The organism is Nocardia harenae NBRC 108248, assembly GCF_001612885.1.
Classification (GTDB): domain Bacteria; phylum Actinomycetota; class Actinomycetes; order Mycobacteriales; family Mycobacteriaceae; genus Nocardia; species Nocardia harenae.
Map to the genome: position 1 here is coordinate 283,681 of NZ_BDBH01000004.1, position 19,096 is coordinate 302,776.

The 19,096-nt window shown below is 73.3% G+C and carries 19 protein-coding genes; 7 read left to right on the top strand and 12 right to left on the bottom strand.

What is annotated here, in order from left to right:
- Positions 1 to 38: 38 nt before the first annotated feature.
- Positions 39 to 227, top strand: a complete 189-nt coding sequence (locus NH2_RS29475; protein WP_067650314.1) for a hypothetical protein — start codon at positions 39 to 41, stop codon at positions 225 to 227.
- Between the two features lie 55 nt (positions 228 to 282).
- On the opposite strand, the gene NH2_RS07450 is transcribed toward NH2_RS29475, so the two are convergent.
- Positions 283 to 2,532, bottom strand: coding sequence for an MMPL family transporter (locus tag NH2_RS07450; RefSeq protein ID WP_067650317.1), 2,250 nt, complete (start codon positions 2,530 to 2,532; stop codon positions 283 to 285).
- Between the two features lie 152 nt (positions 2,533 to 2,684).
- Here NH2_RS07450 and NH2_RS07455 point away from each other — a divergent pair, with 152 nt between their 5' ends.
- The gene (locus NH2_RS07455; RefSeq protein ID WP_067650321.1) at positions 2,685 to 3,248 is read left to right on the top strand and encodes a TetR/AcrR family transcriptional regulator; all 564 of its coding nucleotides are present in this window, start codon (positions 2,685 to 2,687) and stop codon (positions 3,246 to 3,248) included.
- Position 3,249: 1 nt separating this feature from the next.
- Here the strand turns inward: NH2_RS07455 and NH2_RS07460 are convergent, their stop codons facing one another.
- Positions 3,250 to 3,870 (bottom strand): class I SAM-dependent methyltransferase, encoded by a 621-nt coding sequence (locus NH2_RS07460; protein ID WP_067650324.1) that lies wholly within the window; start codon positions 3,868 to 3,870, stop codon positions 3,250 to 3,252.
- Between NH2_RS07460 and NH2_RS07465 the strand changes: the two genes are divergently transcribed.
- Complete coding sequence (locus tag NH2_RS07465; protein ID WP_369690033.1) at positions 3,869 to 4,975, top strand: alpha/beta fold hydrolase; 1,107 nt, start codon at positions 3,869 to 3,871, stop codon at positions 4,973 to 4,975. The two genes, NH2_RS07460 and NH2_RS07465, sit on opposite strands and share 2 nt — an antisense overlap.
- Before the next feature lie 54 nt (positions 4,976 to 5,029).
- Here the strand turns inward: NH2_RS07465 and NH2_RS07470 are convergent, their stop codons facing one another.
- On the bottom strand, positions 5,030 to 5,809 hold the full coding sequence (locus tag NH2_RS07470) for a hypothetical protein (protein WP_067650330.1): 780 nt from the start codon (positions 5,807 to 5,809) through the stop codon (positions 5,030 to 5,032).
- Positions 5,810 to 5,965: 156 nt separating this feature from the next.
- On the opposite strand from NH2_RS07470, the gene NH2_RS07475 reads away from it, so the two are divergent.
- Positions 5,966 to 6,181 carry a hypothetical protein gene (locus NH2_RS07475; protein WP_067650334.1) on the top strand — a complete coding sequence of 72 codons (216 nt, stop codon included), beginning with the start codon at positions 5,966 to 5,968 and terminating at the stop codon, positions 6,179 to 6,181.
- A gap of 150 nt (positions 6,182 to 6,331) precedes the next feature.
- On the opposite strand, the gene ilvD is transcribed toward NH2_RS07475, so the two are convergent.
- The gene (gene ilvD / locus NH2_RS07480; RefSeq protein ID WP_067650337.1) at positions 6,332 to 8,026 is read right to left on the bottom strand and encodes a dihydroxy-acid dehydratase; all 1,695 of its coding nucleotides are present in this window, start codon (positions 8,024 to 8,026) and stop codon (positions 6,332 to 6,334) included.
- 163 nt (positions 8,027 to 8,189) lie between these two features.
- Complete coding sequence (locus NH2_RS07485) at positions 8,190 to 8,672, bottom strand: VOC family protein (protein WP_067650340.1); 483 nt, start codon at positions 8,670 to 8,672, stop codon at positions 8,190 to 8,192.
- Positions 8,673 to 8,758: 86 nt separating this feature from the next.
- Here NH2_RS07485 and NH2_RS07490 point away from each other — a divergent pair, with 86 nt between their 5' ends.
- The 3 genes from NH2_RS07490 to NH2_RS07500 are packed head-to-tail and all read left to right on the top strand — an operon-like array spanning position 8,759 to position 11,852.
- Entirely contained in the window at positions 8,759 to 9,520 is a 762-nt protein-coding gene (locus NH2_RS07490; RefSeq protein WP_067650343.1) for an SDR family NAD(P)-dependent oxidoreductase, read from the top strand.
- A 32-nt stretch (positions 9,521 to 9,552) separates the two neighbouring features.
- Positions 9,553 to 10,845: an acyl-CoA dehydrogenase family protein gene (locus NH2_RS07495; protein WP_067650346.1), complete on the top strand. Its 1,293-nt coding sequence runs from the start codon at positions 9,553 to 9,555 to the stop codon at positions 10,843 to 10,845.
- The gene (locus NH2_RS07500; RefSeq protein ID WP_067650348.1) at positions 10,842 to 11,852 is read left to right on the top strand and encodes a phosphotransferase family protein; all 1,011 of its coding nucleotides are present in this window, start codon (positions 10,842 to 10,844) and stop codon (positions 11,850 to 11,852) included. Before NH2_RS07495 ends, NH2_RS07500 begins: the two co-directional genes overlap by 4 nt.
- A 26-nt stretch (positions 11,853 to 11,878) precedes the next feature.
- On the opposite strand, the gene NH2_RS07505 is transcribed toward NH2_RS07500, so the two are convergent.
- The 7 genes from NH2_RS07505 to NH2_RS07535 form a co-directional block, all read right to left on the bottom strand.
- Positions 11,879 to 12,553, bottom strand: a complete 675-nt coding sequence (locus tag NH2_RS07505; protein ID WP_067650350.1) for a TetR/AcrR family transcriptional regulator C-terminal domain-containing protein — start codon at positions 12,551 to 12,553, stop codon at positions 11,879 to 11,881.
- Between the two features lie 87 nt (positions 12,554 to 12,640).
- Complete coding sequence (locus NH2_RS07510) at positions 12,641 to 13,702, bottom strand: NAD(P)H-dependent amine dehydrogenase family protein (protein ID WP_067650352.1); 1,062 nt, start codon at positions 13,700 to 13,702, stop codon at positions 12,641 to 12,643.
- A 205-nt stretch (positions 13,703 to 13,907) separates the two neighbouring features.
- Positions 13,908 to 14,501, bottom strand: coding sequence for a hypothetical protein (locus NH2_RS07515; protein ID WP_067650354.1), 594 nt, complete (start codon positions 14,499 to 14,501; stop codon positions 13,908 to 13,910).
- Between the two features lie 12 nt (positions 14,502 to 14,513).
- Positions 14,514 to 15,590, bottom strand: a complete 1,077-nt coding sequence (locus NH2_RS07520; protein WP_067650356.1) for an alcohol dehydrogenase catalytic domain-containing protein — start codon at positions 15,588 to 15,590, stop codon at positions 14,514 to 14,516.
- A gap of 21 nt (positions 15,591 to 15,611) precedes the next feature.
- On the bottom strand, positions 15,612 to 17,045 hold the full coding sequence (locus NH2_RS07525) for an aldehyde dehydrogenase family protein (protein WP_067650358.1): 1,434 nt from the start codon (positions 17,043 to 17,045) through the stop codon (positions 15,612 to 15,614).
- Positions 17,046 to 17,064: 19 nt separating this feature from the next.
- On the bottom strand, positions 17,065 to 17,283 hold the full coding sequence (locus NH2_RS07530) for a hypothetical protein (protein ID WP_067650360.1): 219 nt from the start codon (positions 17,281 to 17,283) through the stop codon (positions 17,065 to 17,067).
- 13 nt (positions 17,284 to 17,296) lie between these two features.
- A complete protein-coding gene (locus NH2_RS07535; protein WP_067650362.1) occupies positions 17,297 to 18,895 on the bottom strand; it encodes a pyruvate, phosphate dikinase in 1,599 nt (532 codons plus the stop codon).
- Positions 18,896 to 19,096: the final 201 nt, after the last annotated feature.

Genomic DNA, 19,096 nt, shown 5'->3' on the forward strand with positions numbered 1-19,096 from the left:
CCTGGCGATCGACCTCGTAGCGAGGGACGGAGCAGGGGATGAACAGATGGCCTTCCCGCTGGGAGTCGCTGCGGGTCGGGCTCGGCGTGCTGTCCGGCCTGGCGATGGTGATCTTCGGTGCCGATATGCTTCTGAGCGAGCTGTCGTACCCGCCGCCGGAGCCGGGCTGGAGCGTCGAGATGCCGGTCGTCATCGAGCCGTGGCCCCCGCCCGGGACGCCGCGCTGAGAACGCCGAACGGCCGCCCCCGGATCCCGGGAGCGGGCCGTTCGTACCGGAAACCTCAGCGCAGCGCCGGAATCTGCTCCGCCGCCGCCGCGGGGGCATCGAGCCGCCTGGTCAACCCCTCACCCTCGATATCGAAGGCAGGCACCAGCGGCGCCAGCCACTTCGGCATCCACCAGATCCGCTCGCCCACGATCAGCATGAACGCGGGCACGATGAGCATGCGGACCAGGAAGGCGTCGGCCAGCACGCCGACGGCGAGCGCGAAGCCGATGGTCTTGAGGATGACGTCGTCGGTGAGCGCGAAGCCCGCGAAGACGCCGACCATGATGATCGCGGCGGCGACCACCACCCGCGCGCTGTGCGCGAAGCCGTCGATCACGGCCCGCCGGGCCGGGGTGCCGTGCGCGTACGCCTCGCGCATCCGGCTGACCAGGAACACCTCGTAGTCCATGGCGAGCCCGAAGAGGATGCCGGTCAGCAGGATCGGCAGGATGAACAGCACCGGTGATGTGGTGTCCAGGCCGATGAGCTGGTTGAGCCAGCCCCACTGGAAGACCGCGACGGTGGCGCCGAGCGCGACGCCGACCGAGAGCAGGAAGCCCACCGCGGCCTTGAGCGGCACCCACAGCGAGCGGAACACCGCGATCAGCAGGAAGACCGCCAGCCCGACGACGACCGCCAGGTAGATCGGGAACACCGCGGTGAGCTCGTTGGCGATATCGACCCCGACCGCGGTCTGGCCGGTCACCAGGGCACGGGCGCCGGTCTGCGCGGGCAGGTCGGCGACGGTGGCGCGGATCTCCGCGACCAGGTCCTTGGTGGCCTGATCGGAGGGCCCGGAGCCCGGAATCACGGTGATGGTCGCGAATCTCACCGCCGCGAGCTGCTGCGCGAAGGCCTGCTGCGCCTGCGGGGTGTCGCTGGTGAGCGCCGGGATCACGGTGGCGACGTCGGTGCCCGCGTGGCCGGCCATGGTCTGCAGGTCGTCGGTCACCCTGGCCACCGCACCCGCGGGGTCGGCGGCGTTCGCGGTGTCGACCACCACGACCAGCGGGCCGTTGGCGCCGGGGCCGAAGTTCTCCGCGATCAGGTCGTAGGCGGTGCGGGCCTCGCTGCCCGCCGGCTTGCTCGCGTCGTCCGGCAGCGCGAGCTGCATGGAGGCCACCGGGATCGAGGCGAGCACCGCGACCGCGATACCGCCGGCGAGCGCGGCCCACTTCCTGCGGGCGATGCCCTCGACCCAGCGGCGGCCGTGCGTGCGCGGCTCCGCGCCCGCGGCGGCCTTCGCCAGGTAGCGCGGCTTGCCCTTCATGACCCGCGCACCGGCGAAGCCGAGGATGGCGGGGAGCAGGGTGAGCGAGATGAGCACCGCCACGGCCACGGTGAAGGCGCCGCCCAGCCCCATCTGGGTCAGGAAGCCGATATCGCAGACCGCGAGCCCGACCAGCGCGATGATGACGGTGAGCCCGGCGAACACCACCGCCGAGCCCGCGGTGCCGACCGCGCGCCCGGCCGCCTCCTCGAGCGAGCGCCCGGCGCGCACCTCGCTCTGGTAGCGGCTCATGATGAAGAGCGCGTAGTCGATGCCGACCGCCAGCCCGAGCATGGTGCCGAGCGCGGGGGTGGTGGAGGAGAGCTCGACGAAGCCGGTGAGCGTGGTGATCGCCAGCATGCCGATACCGACCCCGACCAGCGCGGTGAGCAGCGGCATCCCGGCCGCGACCAGCGAGCCGAAGGTCACCGCGAGCACCAGCAGCGCCACCGCGATGCCGACGACCTCGGCCAGCGGCATCGCGACCTCGTTCATGGCGTCGCCGCCGATGGCGACGTTCAGCCCGGCCGCCTCGGCGTTGTCGGCGGCGTTCTCCAGCGCCGAGCGGTCGGCGTCGGTGAGCTCGTTCGCGGTCTTGTTGTAGCTCACGGCGGCGTAGCCGACCCGGCCGTCGCCGGTGAGCGTGCCGCCGGCGAAGGGATCGGTCACCGCGGCCACGTTCTCGGTGCCCAGCTCGCGCAGCGCGGTGCCGACCGCGGCGCTGTAGCCGGGCTCGGTCAGCGCGCGGCCCTCGGGCGCCTCGAACACCACGCGCGCGGTGGCGCCGTCCGGGGCGGCCTGCGGGGCCCGCTCCTCGATGAGGTCGAAGGCCTGGGTCGACTCGATCCCGGCCAGCTCGAACCGGTCACTGGTCGTGCCGGAGAGCGTTGCCGCGCCGACGGCGAGCACGGCCAGCAGCACCACCCAGATCGCCGCGACCGCCCTGCGGTGCGCGAACGACCACCGGCCCAGCCGGAACAACTGCCACGCCATGCGCGTCCTCCAAGACTTTGTGGACCACACGGTCCGGATAGGGTCTAGAGTAGGAGGATGCGGACTGAAGGGTCCACTTCAGCGCCCCGATCGTGCGGCAACTCACGTGAGCGGCGGAGACCCTGAACACAGCTCGGCGAAGGAGTGGAGCGATGACGGCACCCCGGCGGCAACGGCGGCGCCGGGTGGATGCGCAGCACAACTCCGAACGGGTGCTGGAAGCCGCGATCGAGGTCTTCACCGAGCACGGGCTGGAGGCCACCATCCCGGAGGTGGCGGCGCGCGCGGGCGTCGGCAAGGCCACCGTCTACCGCAGCTACCCGACCAAGGCCGACCTGGTGCGCGAGCTGGCGCTGCTGCACCTGGCCTGGTTCACCGAGCTCGGCGCCGCCGCGCTGGCCGCCGCCCGCACCGACGCCTACCGCGCGCTGGAGGAGCTGCTGGAGCGGATCGTCGCCCGGCTCGCCGAGGACCGGCTCATGGTGGAGGTGCTCAGCGGCGTCGACGGCATGCAGGACGAGCGGCTGGACCACCAGCTGGAGCAGATCCTGGCGCTGGCCCGCGCGCAGGGGAGGCTGCGGCCGGACGCCACCGCCATGGATGTGCAGGTGCTGGTGTCCGGGGTGGCGCGGGCGCTGATCGGGCTGGAGATCCGCGATCCGGCGGTCTGGCGGCGGTACGCGCGGCTCGCGCTGGCTGCGCTGCGGCCGGAGTGAGCTATCGGCGCTCGGCGGTGCCGATCACCAGCGGCGCGATGGTCGGCAGCGCGGTCGGCATGCGGGTGTGGAACACCTCGGTCACGGTCAGCGGCGAGGCCGCGAGCAGGGCTTCGAAGTCCCGATTGGCGTGGCAGCCGTCGGCCAGCCTGCGCTGCACCGGGGTGAGGAGGTCCTGCAGCGCGCCGAGCGCGCCGGTGCCGCGCACGTGTTCGTGGAAGAGGAACCGCCCGCCGGGGCGCAGCACCCGGTGCACCTCGGCCAGCGCGAGCGCCGGGTCGCGGACCGAGCAGAAGACCAGCGACGCGGTGACGGTGTCGAAGCTCGCGTCCGGGAAGGCGAGGGCGTGCGCGTCGCCGTCGAGCACGGTGAGCGGCAGGTCGTCGCGGGTCGAGAGCTGTTCGCGCAGGGCGGCATTGGGTTCGAGCAGCACCAGCTCGGTCAGCTCGGCCGGGTAGTGCGGGACGGAGAGGCCGTTGCCCGCGCCGATCTCCAGGGTGCGGCCGCGGGCCGCGGCGAGCTGGGCGCGGCGCAGCCCGGCCTGCCCGGCCCGGTCGACGCGGTCCATGAAGCGGGGGTACCAGGCGGCGAAGCAGCGCTGCCCGAGGGTCGAAGCGGTCATGGGATCAGTGTGGTCCGGGCGGGGGCTGCCGCGCATGGCCGGAACGGGCCATTATCGGAGGGTGCTGCGCGCCGAGGATCAGACCGTTCGCCACCTGCCGATCGAGGGCGGCGGCGCGCTCGCGTACGCGGTCACGGGGTCGGGGCCCGCGCTGCTGATGGGCGGCTGGTGGTGCAGTCACCTCGCCCTGAACTGGGACGATCCGCTCTTCCGCGGCTATATCTCGCGCCTGGCCGAGCGATTCACGGTCATCCGCTACGACCGGCCGGGCCGCGGGCTCTCCGCATCGGCCACCACCGATCTGGACGGCGAGATCGCGGTGGTCACCGAGCTGCTCGACACGCTCGGGGTGGAGCGGGTCGCCCTGCTCGGCGGCTCGTCGGGCGCCGCGGTCGCCGCCGGGCTGGCCGCCCGGCTGCCGCGGCGGGTGCGGCGGCTGGTGCTCTACGGCGCCTTCGCCCGCGGCGCCGATATCGCCCCCGAGCCCGCCCGGCGCGCCATGGTGGCGGCCGTCGCCGCGCACTGGGGCCTCGGATCCCGCCTGCTGGCCGATGTCTTCGTGCCGGGCGCGAGCAGCGCGGAGCGCGAGCGCTTCGCGCGCTTCCAGCGGCTCTCCGCCACCGCGGGCCAGGCCGCAGCCGCCCTCGCCGAGAGTTACGACCTGGATGCCACCGGCTACCTGGCCGCCGTCTCGGTCCCCACCACGGTGCTGCACCGCCGCGACGACCGCGCGGTCCCCTTCACCCTCGGCCGCGACGTGGCCCGCCGCGTCCGCGGCTCGACCTTCGTCGAGCTCACCGGCGACGACCACTTCCCCTGGCGCGGCGATGCCGCGGCGGTCGCCGCCGCCACCCTGCGGGGTCTCGGCCACCCGGTGCGCACGCGCCCCGCGCCACCCGGCCCGGCCGCCGTCACCGAGCGCGAACGCGAGATTCTGCACCTGGTCACCGCCGGACTCACCGACGCGCAGATCGGCGAGCGCCTCACGCTGAGCCCGCACACCGTGCACCGCCACATCGCCAATGCCCGCGCCAAGCTCGGCGTCCGCTCCCGCGCCGCGGCGGCCGCCGCCCTGCGCTACGAACCGGGGCGGCCCGGGATCTGATTCCGATAGCCCGCCCGCGCACCGTATTCGCTCCACCGGAATTCCTGGAACCGCTCAGGAACCGGGCGCCCGGTCGGTGTCCGGTTCGTCGCGGGCGGCGAGGTGCGCGTCGGCGATCACCGCCCAGAACCGGCTGCGCAGTTCGCGGGCGTGCTCGACCTCCGCGGGGTCGGGCGGCGCGGCGGGGCCGAACATCCAGGAGGGGCGGGCGTCGGCGGTGGCGTCGCCGGCGCCGAAGCGGCGCACGGCGGCGATCACCTGGTCCAGGGTCGCCGCGCTCTGCACCGTGGCCCAGAAGGCGGCGGGGAGGTCGGTGAGCGCGGCGAACGAGGCGGAGCTCAGCCCCAGGTCGATGGTGGTGCCGACCTCGCCGTCGTCGTCGAAGATGGTCTCGATGAAGGTGATCTCCCAGGACGGCGCGGTCCCGTCGCGGCGCAGGGTGAGCGAGGGGTGCTCGATATCGGCGGTGGTGGCCCAGGGCGAGGCGTGCGCGAGGCGGTACTGCAGCCGGCCGACGGCCGGATCCCAGCCGCGGGTGTGCACCCGCACCTCGGCGGCGCGGCCGATGGTGCGCTGCTCGACCCCGGCGCCCGCCGAGCCGAGCCAGACCCGGAGCACCGATTCGTCGGGATAGGTGCCGAGCATGGCGGCGAGGTGCGCGAGCGCCTGCTCCCTGCTGCCCTCGAAGCCGTGCACCTCCTGCTCGGCGGCGAGGCCGTAGAGCACCCCGGCCGCGCCTGGCGCGAGCCCGGCCAGGTACTCGGTGGCCAGCGCCGTGCCGCGGGCGAGGGCGCGGGGCCAGTCGTGCTCGGGTAGCGGGTCGCGTTCGTCCATCGGTATACCCCCTGTCCCCGGCCATTCTCCCGCCGATCGGCGCTCCTGTCCCGGTACCGGGGTGGCGCGGCGATTCGCGTGTAAACGAATCGCGCGGCCGCGCTGATTACCCGGTGCCGCCCGCGGTGGGCGGCCCCCCGGACGCAGGAGCACCTCGTGAACAACCCCGTCAACCGGTTCATCCTGGCAGGCATCTTCGCCGCCATCGGCTACGTCGCCGTGAAGCTGCTGCTCGACGGCGCGCCCGCCGCGGTGGACACCTGGATCGGCACCTTCTCCTCCGGCATCGTGATCGGCGGCGCCGTCGTACTGGCGCTGAGCTGGTCGCGGCGGCGCAAGCAGGCGAAGGAGGGCGATCAGCCGCAGGGGTAGATCCGGGCGCACAGCACGGCCGGCCGGGCGTCGGTGCCGGCGCGGCGCCTGCCCGACCTCCATGAACCGGCAGCCGGCGGCGGGGTCGCGCGGCCGACTTCGGCGACGAGCCGCGCACGCCGCGGCTCGCCGCCGAGATCGACACCGTGGTCAGCGCGGGTTGGTGATCGCCCCGGTCTCGGCGCCCTGCACCAGCCGGGCGTACTTGCCGAGCACGCCGCGGGTGTAGCGCGGCTCGTTCGGCACCCAGCCCTGCCTGCGCGCGGCCAGCTCGGCCTCGTCGACCAGCAGGTCCAGCGCCTTCTCGTGCACGTCCACCCGGATCCGGTCACCGTCCCGGACGAAGGCGATCGGGCCGCCGTCCCGCGCCTCCGGCGCCACGTGGCCGATGCAGAAGCCCCAGGTGCCGCCGCTGAACCGGCCGTCGGTCACCAGCGCGCAGTCGGCGCCGCGCCCGGCGCCCTTGAGCGCGCCGGTGATGGCGAGCATCTCGCGCATGCCCGGCCCGCCCTTGGGGCCCTCGTAGCGGATGACCAGCACCGTGCCCGGCTCGATCTCCCCGGCCAGGATGGCGGCCATCGCGCCGTCCTCGCCGTCGAAGACCCGGGCCGGGCCCTCGAAGCGCATCTGGTCGGCGGTGAGCCCGGCGACCTTGACCACGCTGCCCTTCGGGGCGAGCGAGCCGCTCAGGATATTGATGCCGCCGTCGCGGTGGATCGGGCGGTCGATGGGGTAGACCACGACGCCGTCCGGGGCGGGCGGGTCGATCGCGGCCAGGTTCTCCGCCATGGTCTTTCCGGTGACGGTGAGGCAGTCGCCGTGCAGCAGCCCGGCGTCGAGCAGCTGCTTGAGCACCACCGGGACGCCGCCGACCCGGTCCAGCTCCAGCATGTGGAACCGCCCGCCCGGCTTCATGTCCGCGACGTGCGGGACCCGGGCGGCGATCCGGTTGAAGTCGTCCAGGTGCAGCTCGACCCCGGCCTCGTTGGCGATGGCGAGCAGGTGCAGCACCGCATTGGTGCTGCCACCGAGCGCGGAGGTGACCGCGATGGCGTTCTCGAAGGCCTGCTTGGTCAGGATCTGGCTGGGCCGGATGCCAAGGCGCAGCATGCCGACGATGGCCGCACCGGCCGCGGTGGCGTCGTCCTCGCGGCGCCGGTCCACGGCGGGCGGGGAGGCCGATCCGGGCAGGCTGAGGCCGAGCGCCTCGGCGATGGAGGACATGGTGTTGGCGGTGAACATGCCGCCGCAGGCGCCCTCGCCGGGGCAGGCCTTGCGCTCGATCTGGCCCAGCTCGTGCTCATCGATCCTGCCCGCCGCGCAGGCGCCGACCGCCTCGAAGACGCTGGTGATGTCGAGCGAGGTGCCGTTGTGGTTGCCGGGCAGGATGGAGCCGTTGTAGACGAAGACGCTGGGCAGGTCCAGCCGGGCGGCGGCCATGAGCATGCCGGGGATGGACTTGTCGCAGCCGGCCAGCCCGATGAAGCCGTCCAGCCGCTCGGCGTGCACCACCGTCTCCACGCTGTCGGTGATCACCTCGCGGCTCACCAGCGAGGCCCGCATCCCCTCGTGGCCCATGGAGATTCCGTCGCTCACGGTGATGGTGCCGAACTCCAGCGCCACCCCGCCCGCCGCGCGCACCCCGGCCTTGGCCCGCTGCGCCAGCGTGCGCAGGGTGAGGTTGCACGGGGTCACCTCGTTCCAGGCCGAGGCGATGCCGATCTGCGGTTTGTCCCAGTCGTCGTCGGTCAGCCCGACGGCGCGCAGCATGGCCCGGGAGGGGGCCCGCTGCATCCCGTCGGTGACATCGCGGCTGCGCGGCTTCATATCGACCGGATCTGTCATTTCCGGGAGGCTACCCCATCGCCTCGAGGCCGCCGTGACCAGCGTTGTTACCGCGAACGCAACTCTCCGGCCGGGTCATTACCGCATTCGGCAACATTGCCTGCGCTCGATGCCGCACGGTGCCGCCGAGCCCGCGCGGCGGATGCCGCCTTCCCGCCCGACGTCACAGCGACCGCACCGGGTCGGCGCCGTTCCACCGCTCGGCGGCGCCGCGGACCAGCCCCGCCAGCCCGGCGGTGCGCTCGGTGTATTCGCTGAGCTCCAGGTACGGCGCGGGGCCGCCCGCCCCGTCGAAGAAGGCGTACCGGGTGCCTGCGTCCCCCGACCACAGCACCGGCCGCCCCGCCGCGCGCACCGCGGCCTCGTAATCCTCGGCCCACCAGGCGAGCTGGTGGAAGCCGGTGTGGCCGGCGTAGATGCTCGGCGCGTCGTTCTCCTGCTGGATCAGCTCCACCTGCAGCTCCCCGGACTGCGCGAAGGCGATGCTCAGCGTGACCGCGCACGGCGCACCCCGGTACACCCCGCGCTGTTCGACCCCGCGCAGCACGAACCACGGGCCGACTCCGAGCTCGACCCAGCTCCGCATCCGCTCATCGATATCGGCGACCACGTACCCGATCTGCCGGATCGGCCCTGGCATCGGCATGACGACCTCCTTGTGCGCGCTGCCCGAGTATGTCACTCTCGAAATCAAGAATAGCATTCTGGAAGATGAGAGCGAGAGTCTGACGCATGGGCTACGCCGACCAACTGTTCGATCTGACCGGCCGCGTGGTGCTGGTGACCGGCGGCAGCCGGGGCCTGGGCCGGGAGATGGCCTTCGGCGCGGCGCGCTGCGGCGCGGACCTGGTGATCGCGAGCCGCGACTTCGAGAGCTGCGCGGCGACCTGCGCGGAGATCGAGCGCGAGACCGGAAGGGCCGCGCTGCCGCACGCGGTGCACGTGGGCCGCTGGGACCAGCTGGACGGCCTGGTCGATGCCGCCTACGACCGCTTCGGCAAGGTCGACGTGCTGATCAACAACGCGGGCATGCAGCCGGTCTACGACACCCTCGGGTCGGTGAGCGAGAAGCTCTTCGACGCCGTGCTGAACCTGAACCTCAAGGGCCCGTTCCGGCTCTCGGTGCTCGTCGGCGAGCGCATGGTGGCGGCCGGGCGCGGCTCGATCATCAACGTCAGCTCGTCCGGCTCGATCCGCCCGCGGCCCTCGATCGTGCCGTACGCCGCCGCCAAGGCCGGGCTCAATGCCATGACCGAGGGCCTCGCGCTCGCCTTCGGCCCGGCGGTGCGGGTCAACACGCTGATGGCAGGCCCGCACCTGACCGGCGCCACCGCGGGCTGGGACATCGCTGCCGTGCCCAACCCCTTCGGCGCGCACGCCCTGCAGCGCGCGGGCCGCCCGCCGGAGATCGTCGGCGCCGCGCTCTTCCTCGCCTCCGATGCCGCCAGCTTCACCACCGGGGCCACCCTGCGCTCCGACGGCGGCATGCCCTGAACCTCCCGACCCCGACCGAACAGGAGTACGACATGGCGTGGGATTTCGCGACCGATCCCGAGTATCAGGCCAAGCTGGACTGGGCCGACGACTTCGTCCGCACCGAGGTGGAGCCGCTGGACCTGGTCTGGCCGCACGAGCAGTTCGTACCGCTCAGCGGCAAGCGCCGCGATGCCATCGACCCGCTCAAGAAGAAGGTGCGCGAGCAGGGGCTGTGGGCCACCCACCTCGGCCCCGAGCTCGGCGGCCAGGGCCACGGGCAGGTCAAGCTCGCGCTGCTGAACGAGATCCTCGGCCGCTGCTCGTGGGCCCCGATCGTCTTCGGCTGCCAGGCCCCCGACACCGGCAATGCCGAGATCCTCGCGCACTACGGCAGCCCGGAGCAGAAGGAGCGGTACCTGCGCCCGCTGCTCGACGGCGAGCTCTTCTCCTGCTACTCCATGACCGAGCCGCAGGCGGGCGCCGACCCGCGCCAGTTCACCACCACCGCGGTGCGGGACGGCGGCGACTGGGTGATCGAGGGCCGCAAGTACTTCTCCTCCAATGCCAGGACCGCCGCCTTCTACATCGTCATGGCGATCACCGACCCCGAGGCAGGCGCTTACCGGGGCATGTCGATGTTCCTGGTTCCCGCCGACACCCCGGGTATCGAGATCGAGCGCGATGTCCGGCTCTACGGCGAGCCCGAGGCCGCGGGGCAGCACGCGCTCATCCACTACAACCGGGTGCGGGTGCCGGATTCGGCGCTGCTCGGCGGGGCGGGGCAGGCCTTCGTGATCGCGCAGACGCGGCTCGGCGGCGGCCGCATCCACCACGCCATGCGCACCATCGGGCTGGCGCAGCGGGCGCTGGACATGCTCTGCGAGCGAGCGCTCAGCCGGGAGACCGCGGGCAGCCCGCTCGCCGAGAAGCAGTTCGTGCAGGGCTACATCGCCGACTCCTGGGCGCAGCTGGCCCAGTTCCGGCTGCTGGTGCTGCACACCGCCTGGAAGATCGACAGGTACAACGACTACCGGAAGGTGCGCAAGGATATCGCCGCGGTCAAGGTCGTCATGCCGACGGTGCTGCACGATATCGCCTGGCGCTCCATGCAGGTGCACGGCGCGCTCGGCGTCACCGACGAGGTGCCGCTCATGAAGATGATCTCCGGCGCCGCCGTCATGGGGCTGGCCGACGGCCCCACCGAGGTGCACAAGACCACGGTCGCCCGCCAGGTGCTGCGCGACCACACCGGCACCGACGACCTCTGGCCCACCGAGTGGCTGCCCCGCAAACGCGAGGCCGCGCTCGCGCAGTACGCCGACTTCCTCGGCGGCGAGCAGTGACCGGGCTCGACACCGCGCGCCTCACCGCCTGGCTGGACGAGCAGGGCCTCGGCGCGGGCGCACCGCTGGCGATCACCCAGCTCTACGGCGGCGCGCAGAACGAGATCTACGAACTCCGCCGCGGCGAGCACCACAGCGTGCTGCGCATCCCGCCCGCGACGGCCCCCGCCGAGCGCGACAGGGGGATTCTGCGGGAGTGGCGGATCACCGCGGCACTGGACGGCACCGACGTCCCGCACGCCCGCGGCATCGCCGTCTGCCCCGGCCCCGGGGTGCTCGGCCGCGCCTTCTACCTCATGGGCCACATCGACGGCTGGGCGCCGATGGACCACCGCGACGGGTGGCCGGAGCCCTTCGAGGCCGACCCCGCCGACCTCGCCTACCGGCTGGTCGAGGGCGTCGCGCAGCTGACCACCGTGGACTGGCGGGCCCGCGGCCTGGCCGACCTGGGCAAGCCGGACGGCTTCCACGACCGCCAGGTGCAGCGCTGGACCGGCATGTTCGCGCGGATCAAGGGCCGCGAGCTGGACGGGATGGACACCGCCACCGCCTGGCTGAACGCGCACCGCCCGCTCGACTTCGTTCCCGGGCTCATGCACGGCGACTACCAGTGGGCCAATGTCATGTTCGGGCACGGCGGCCCGGCCCGGCTCGCCGCCATCGTGGACTGGGAGATGGGCACCATCGGCGACCCCAAGCTGGATCTGGCCTGGGCCCTGAAGGATTGGCCCGAGTCCACCGACGACCCAGGGGCCACCGCGGGCCACGTCGGCGTGCACGGCATGCCGGGCCGGGATCGGCTGGTGGCCCGGTTCGCCGAGGTGTCGGGGCGGCAGGTCGACGACTTCGACTACTACCTGATACTGGCGCGCTGGAAACTCGCCATCGTGCTGGAGCAGGGCTATCAGCGGGCCGGGGACAACCCCAAGCTGCGGGCATTCGGCGAACTCGTGCCGAAGCTCATGCGGGACGCCGCCGAGCTGGCCGAGAGCACCGGCTATCGCTGAGCGGGGCTGCCGAAACCCGATCCGCGCTAGGACTCCCGGCGCAGCCGGGTGGCGAGCCCGGCGAGCAGGACATCGAGGTCGAACTCGAACTGGACGCCCCGATCCCGGATCGCATCGCGCTCGGCGGCGATCCGGCGCAGCGCCGGGAACTGGCCGCTCGGCTCCCCGGCCAGCACGTGCACGACATTGCGCGCCTGCGGCTCCGGCGGCCCGCCCCTGGTCGCCAGCGCCTCCCCGGCCGCGGCGCGGGCGATCTCGGCCAGCAGGGTCAGCGAGCGCCCCGCCTCCTGCGCGGTGAAACCGGCCGCGAGCAGCAGCGTCAGGATGCGCTCGACGGTGTCCAGCGCCTCCGACCCGCGCACCCCGCCGAAGTCGATCGCCGAGACCAGCCCGCCGACCCGGATGAGCGCCGTGCGGATCGCCGCCGCGGTGAGCCGCAGCAGCTCCGGCCAGCCGATGTCCGGGCCGAAGCGCAGCCCGGCGAGTTCGGTCTCGAAGGCGTCGAGCGCGAGCAGCTGCAGCAGCCCGGCGCGGTCACTGACGTAGTAGTTCAGCGCCTTGCGGTCGACGCCGAGCACATCGGCGACCGCCTGCATGGTCAGCGATTCCAGCGGGAGTTCCCTGGCGGCGGCGACGATCCGCTCCCGGCTCAGCTTGGCCGGTCGTCCCGGCCGCCGCGGTGCCCCCGCCCCCTCGCTCATCCGCCCAGCCTACGGGGGCATACCGCGCAGTCGGGGTTGCGGTCACCGCAGGTCGGCGGTGGCCGCCCGGTACCGCGCGGCGGCCGGTCACGGCGCGCTCAGGATGCCGCGCGGCAGGGTGAGCGGCAGGTCGGTGTAGGTGACGATGCCGGGTCCCGCCTGCACCACCGCGGGAATGGCGTGGATCGGGGGCATGGCGGTCATGATGTGGCCGAGCACCATGAAGTCGGCGATGGTCTCGCCGGCGAAGTCCGGGGGCGGCAGGAAGCCGACGTTCATGGTGACGGTGGGGCGGCCGGCCACGGTGATCTTCCAGCCGTCGCCGTCCAGCTTCCAATCCGGGTCCAGGCTCCGGCCCTTGCGCCACCGCACATTCAGGTCCACCACGGTCCTACCGCCGACGATGCCCTGCCAGCTCACGAAGACGCCGGCGACGCAGCCCCTCTCGATGGTCCAGGAGCCGAGATCGAGGTCCTCGGTGGTCCGCGCGTACTCGGCGACGCACCGGATCTCGTCCAGCTCGGCGCCGAGCGCGGCGGCGAGCAGCCGCACCGCCTCGGCGAAGACCGCGGTGCCCTGCTCCGCCATGCCGTCGAGCGCCGGATCGTCGATGGCGGTGCCGAAGCCCACCGGGCGCTCGGTGGCGGGGGAGTCGTAGAAGGTGGTGTCGGCCTGCTCTGCGATGGTCACCGTGTCCACCCGGTCGCAGGCGTTCGCTGCCACGATGGCGAGCAGCTGGGCGAAGCCGGGGCTCACCCCGGAGCCGAAGATGGTGGAGCCGCCGCGGCGACAGGCCGCTTCCAGCCGGGCCCGGTCGGCGTCGAGGTTGTGGCCGGTGATGAAGGACGCGGTCGTCACCACATTGGCGCCGGAGGCCAGGATCTCCTCCAGCTCGGCGACATCGAGCCACATCGGGTTGTAGACGACGCAGTCCGGCTTCAGCGCCAGCAGCGCCGCGCTGTCCGCGGTGGCCTCGATGCCGATCGGGTCCAGCCCGGCCAGCTCGCCGACATCCTTCCCCGCCTTCTCCGGTGACCACGCGTAGCACCCGACCAGCTCCAGCGCGGGGTGCGCGATCAGCGCCCTGGCCGAGCTCTTCCCCACATTCCCGGTGGTCCACTGCACGACCCGATAGCTCTGCGCCGACATCGGTACCTCACGTTCTCGAAATTGCTGAACGGGATTCTCGCGTCCTGCTTACTCCTTCCCGCCCGCGTTTTTCCCGGCCGGAAAATAACTGGCGGTTACGGTCAATAGGTGCGACTGGCAAGCGAGCGTGAGCCGGCGGTCGGGTTCCCCCGGATGCGGTGCGACGGCCGCCGACGGCGCGGTGGTCGGCAGTGGACCTGCGGGCTCACTCGTCGGAGCCGGATCGCTCACGACCCAGGGTGAGTAGCAGATCCTCGTGCAGCTCCATCCACACGTCGTGGTAGGAGCCGGACATCGGCCGGGCCAGCGCGGCGGCCTCACCGGACGCGAAGGATTCCAGCGCGGCGTCGAAACGCTGTTCGTAGGTCGTCATCCGGGGCACCGCCTGCGCGGCCGTGGTCAGCACCGCGAGCACGCTGCGGTGCACTTCGCGGAGGTCGGGCAGGACGACCTCGATGTGCCCATTCGCCTCGGTCTGCCAGCGGGTGGTAAGGGTCTTGAACGCGCGGTTGGGCTCCAGGAACGCCCGATAGGCGGTGTCGAGCCGCTCGCTGTCGGCGGGGCCGCGGGTCGCGGCGAGCTCGCCGTACCTGGCCCGGCCCGCCGTGGTCAGCAGGTAGCCCTGCAGCCGCCCGCCGGTGCGGAGCCGGGCGTGCTCGCGCGCCACCGCGTCGTCGAGCACCTCCTGCGCGAGCGCGGCCTCGATACCCATCGCCGCGGCGATCTCGGCCGGGGCGGTCATTCCCTTGATCCGCAGACCGTGCAGGACCGCGTATTCGTCATCGGGGGTGTAGCTCATGGTCGACCTCTTTCAGGAGCGGGGGGAGAGCAGGATGCGCAGCGCGGCGCCGCTCTGCTGCGCGGTGACCACCTCGTTGATCCGGCTCAGATCGGCCGTCGAGTCGATGAGGTGCTCGATGGGCAAGCGGCCGGTGCGCCACAGCCCGACCAGGATCGGCAGGTCCCGGTGCATGCTGATGCCGCCGTGGAAGCTGCCGGTGAGGCGCTTGTCGTCGTGGAACAGCTCGTAGGCGTTGAGCTCCACCACCTGGTCCGGCCTGCCCGCGCCGACCACGGTGACGGTGCCGCCGCGGCGGACGGCCTTCCAGGCACCTGCCACCGTCGCGGGCGCGCCGACGGCATCGATCACGATGTCGAGTTCGCGCAGGTGGGCGAGGTGCTCGGGCGGCGCCGACTCGGTCGCGCCGACGGTCTCGGCCAGTGCGCGCCGCTCGGGCAGCGGGTCGACGGCGGCGACCCGTGCCGCCCCGGCCACCACCGCGCCCATCACGGCGTTCAATCCGACGGCGCCGCAACCGATCACCGCCACGTCGTCACCGGGGCGGACCCGCGCGCTGCGCAGTGCGGCGCCGACGCCGGTGGGGACGGCGCAGCCCATCATGGCCGCGACCGGGAACGGGACGTCGTCGTCGATGCGGACCACGGCGTTGGCGGGGACGACGGTGCGCTCGGCGAAGGTCGAGGTCGCCATGCCCTGGTGGATGGCGGTGCCGCCGACGCTCAGCGGCGAGGGGCGGGCCGCCTTGCCCGCGCGGGCATCCGCCGAGGAGCGGCGATTGGCGCACAGGTAATCGTCGCCGCGGCGGCACGGCGCGCAGCGGCCACAGGGTGGAACCCAGACCAGCACGACGTGCTCGCCCACCCCGATCGAGGTCACGCCCGCGCCGACCGCGGCGACGACGCCTGCCCCCTCGTGCCCGAGCACCACCGGTGTCGGCTGCCCGAACGCGGTGGTGAGCGAGAGATCCGAGGCGCAGACACCGCAGCTGTGCAGGTCCACCGCCACCTCGCCGGGGCCGGGGTCGGCGATCTCGATCTCCCGGACCTCGAAGGGCTTTCCCGCCCCCCACATCACGGCTGCTCTCATCAGAATCGTCTTCTCCGGTCGTCAGGACTGATAGTGGATGGAGGTGAACTGCAGGTAGGCGTGCAGCCCCTCGGCGGCGAACTCGGCGCCGAGACCGCTGTCCCGGTGGCCGCCGAAAGGTGCCGCCGCGTTGGAGCCGTAGTGGTTGATGCCGACATTGCCGGTGGCCAGCCGTTCGGCCACCGCGGTGGCGCGCTGCTCGTCGGCGCCGAAGACCGTCGCCGCCAGGCCGTAGGGCGAGTCGTTGGCGATGGCCACCGCCTCGTCGAGCCCCCGGTAGGGGAGCACCGCGAGCACCGGCCCGAAGATCTCCTCCCTGGCGATCCGCATCTCCGGGGTGACGTGTGCGAAGACGGTGGGCTCCACGTAGTAGCCCCGCCGGAACCGGGTGGCGACGCCGCCGCCGGTCAGCGCCTTCGCGCCGGCGGCGTGGCCGGCCGCCAGGTAGCCGGCCACCCGGTCCCGCTGCCGGGCCGAGACCAGCGGTCCGAAGAAGGTGGCGGGGTCGAGGGGATCGCCGAGCGGCGCCGCGGCCACCACCGCGGCCGCGAGGTCGGCCAGCTCGTCGTGGCGCTCCGCGGGCACCAGCAGCCGGGTGCAGGCCTTGCAGGTCTGGCCGGTGTTGCGCATGGTCACCTCGAGCAGATTCGCGGCCAGCACGGCGGGGTCGGCGTCGTCGAGCACGATCGCGGGCGACTTGCCGCCGAGCTCCAGGGTCACCGGGCGGAGGCGTTCGCCGCAGCTGCGCGCGATGGCCCGCCCGACCTCGGTGGAGCCGGTGAAGGAGACCTTGTCCACGCCGGGGTGCTCGACCAGCGCCCGCCCGGCGACGGTGCCGCCGGTGACCAGATTGACGACCCCCGCGGGGATTCCGGCCGCCGCCACCGCCGCCATCAGCAGCCGGGCGGCCATCGGCGTCTCCGGCGCCGGTTTGATCACCACGGTGCACCCGGCCAGCAGCGCCGGGCCGAGTTTGACGACGATCAGCCCGAGCGGGAAATTCCAGGGGGTGATCAGCGCCGCCACCCCGGCCGGGACGCGGCGCACGACGGTGTGCCCCGGGGCCATCGGGTTCGGCCGGTCGTCGGGATCGGTGAGCACCGGCGCGAGCTCGGCGGTCAGCCGCAGGTGGCCCGCGCTGTGCCGGGGCGCGGCGCCGCTCTCGGCCACCGGGGTGCCGTTCTCCGCGGTGATGATCGCGGTGAAATCCGCTGCCCGGGAGTCGATCTCGTCGGCGAGCCGGTGCAGCAGCGCGGCCCGGCGCCCGGCGCTCGTCCGAGCCCAGCCGGGCAGGGCGGAGCGCGCCGCGCGGACCGCGTCGTCGATGTCGCGCTCGTCGGAGCAGGGAACCCGGGCCCAGGGCTCCTCGGTCGCCGGGTTCACCACCTCGGTGCGGCGGGTGCTGTGCGCGGTGACCCAGCGGCCGCCGATGAATACGTCGTCGTGATCGTGCACGGTGCGCCTCCGGAGGCGGTCAGGCCCGCGCGGGCGCCGTGGCGGCGGTGCGCTGGGCGGCGAATTTTACGGCGGCGGAACAGGTTCCGAGGCGCGCGATGCGCGCCCGGTACTTCATGATGTCGCCGCGGCGGTTGACGGTGAGCGCCCCCGCGAGCCGCTCGCCGTCGCGGTAGAGCGCGACGAGATCGTCGCTGTTCCAGCCGCCCGCGACCACGGTCGGCTCCCCGACCGGCACATCGGCGAGCCGGTCATGCCGGTGACACCGCGCGCAGGCCCGCCCACTGCTCGATGCGCAGCAGGTGCGGCAGCCGTTCTGCCGCGGTGCTCGCGCCGCCGGTCGCGCCGGGCGCCACCGCGCCGACCCAGACCCGGCCGCTGCCGCCGTCGATCGTGATCGTGTCGCCGGCCCGGACGGCGCGGCCGCCCTCGGCGCGCACCTGCTCGCCCTCGACGGTCAGCCGCTCGGCGCCGACCACCGCTGGCACGCCCCAGCCGCGCGCGACGACCGCGGCATGACTGACCAGCCCGCCGCGGGTGGTGAGGATGCCGACCGCGGCCGCCATGCCCGCGACATCCTCGGGGCTGGTGCTGGTGCGCACCAGCACGACGTCGTCGTCGGCCGCGAGGGCGTCCTCCGCGGTGAGCACCACCCGCCCGCTGACCCGGCCCGGTGCGGCGCCGAGCCCGGTGGCCAGCAGCGCGGCATCGTCGTCGGCGGCCCCGGCCGCGGCCTCGATCTCGGCGCGGGCGCGGGCCAAGGTCGCCGCGGGCACCCGGTCCAGCACCTCGGCGGGGGAGAGCGCGATCTCCGGGTCGTCGGCCAGCTCGACCGCGATCCGCACGGCGGCCACGGCGCCGCGCTTGCCGATCCGGGTCTGCAGCAGCCAGAGCCTGCCGTCCTCGACGGTGAACTCGACATCGCAGAGATCGCGGTAGTGCAGCTCGAGCCGGCGCAGCGTCGCCGTCAGCTCGGCGTAGGCGCCGGGCAGGTGCTCGGCCAGGTGCGCGATGGGCAGGGTCCGGCTGGTGCCTGCCACCACGTCCTCGCCCTGGGCGCACGGCAGGTAGTCGCCGTAGGGCGCGGCCTCGCCGGTGGCCGGGTCGCGGGTGAAGACGACCCCGGTGCCGGAGTTCGGGCCCCGGTTGCCGAAGACCATCGCCTGGACGCTGCACCCGGTGCCGAGGGTTTCGTCGATCCCCTCGCGGGAGCGGTAGGCGCGGGCGCGCCGCGATCCCCACGACCGGAAGACCGCCTCGATCGCCGCGCGGAGCTGGTCGAAGGGGTCGGCCGGGACCGGGCGCCCGGCCCGCTCCGCGATCGTCGCCCGCAGAGCGGCGACGTGGGCCCGCAACCCGGCCACCGACGCGTCGGCGGGCAGCGCGTCGATGGCGTGCCCCTCGACGTCGAGCACCGTGGTCGCGAACATGACCAGGAACCGGCGGTAGCTGTCCCAGGCGAATCGCTCGTCGCCGGAGCTGCGGGCGAGGCCGAGCACGGTGTCGTCGTTGAGCCCGAGGTTGAGCACGGTGTCGAGCATTCCCGGCATGGAGACCGGGGCGCCGCTGCGCACCGCGATCAGCAGCGGATCGTCCGGATCGCCGAGCCGGCGGCCCAGCGCCCGCTCCAGGCGGCCCACGTGCTCGCGGAGTTCGTCGTCGAGCGACGCGGGCCAGCCGGCGCGGAGGTAGTCACGGCAGACCGGAACGGCGATGGTGAACCCGGGCGGCACGGCGAGGCCGAGCGCGCCCGTCATCTCGGCCAGCCCCGCCCCCTTCCCGCCGAGGAGATATCCCAGCTCCCGGGCGGGCACGCCGTGATCGTGGTCGAAGGAATAGACGCCAGTCACTTGTCTTCCCGTCCTTTGGTCAGACCCTTTACTAGATTGCCGGAATGTACCGGGACGTCCGGGCCGCCGGGAAGCGGCACAACCGGCGCGGGGCGCACTTTCCCCCTTTCGGGGTACCGGCGGTGACCGGCTCCGACCGGCGGATTCGGCGGGCACTATCCCGAACGGGGGAAGTTCCGCGGGAGTCCCCCCGGCTGTCTT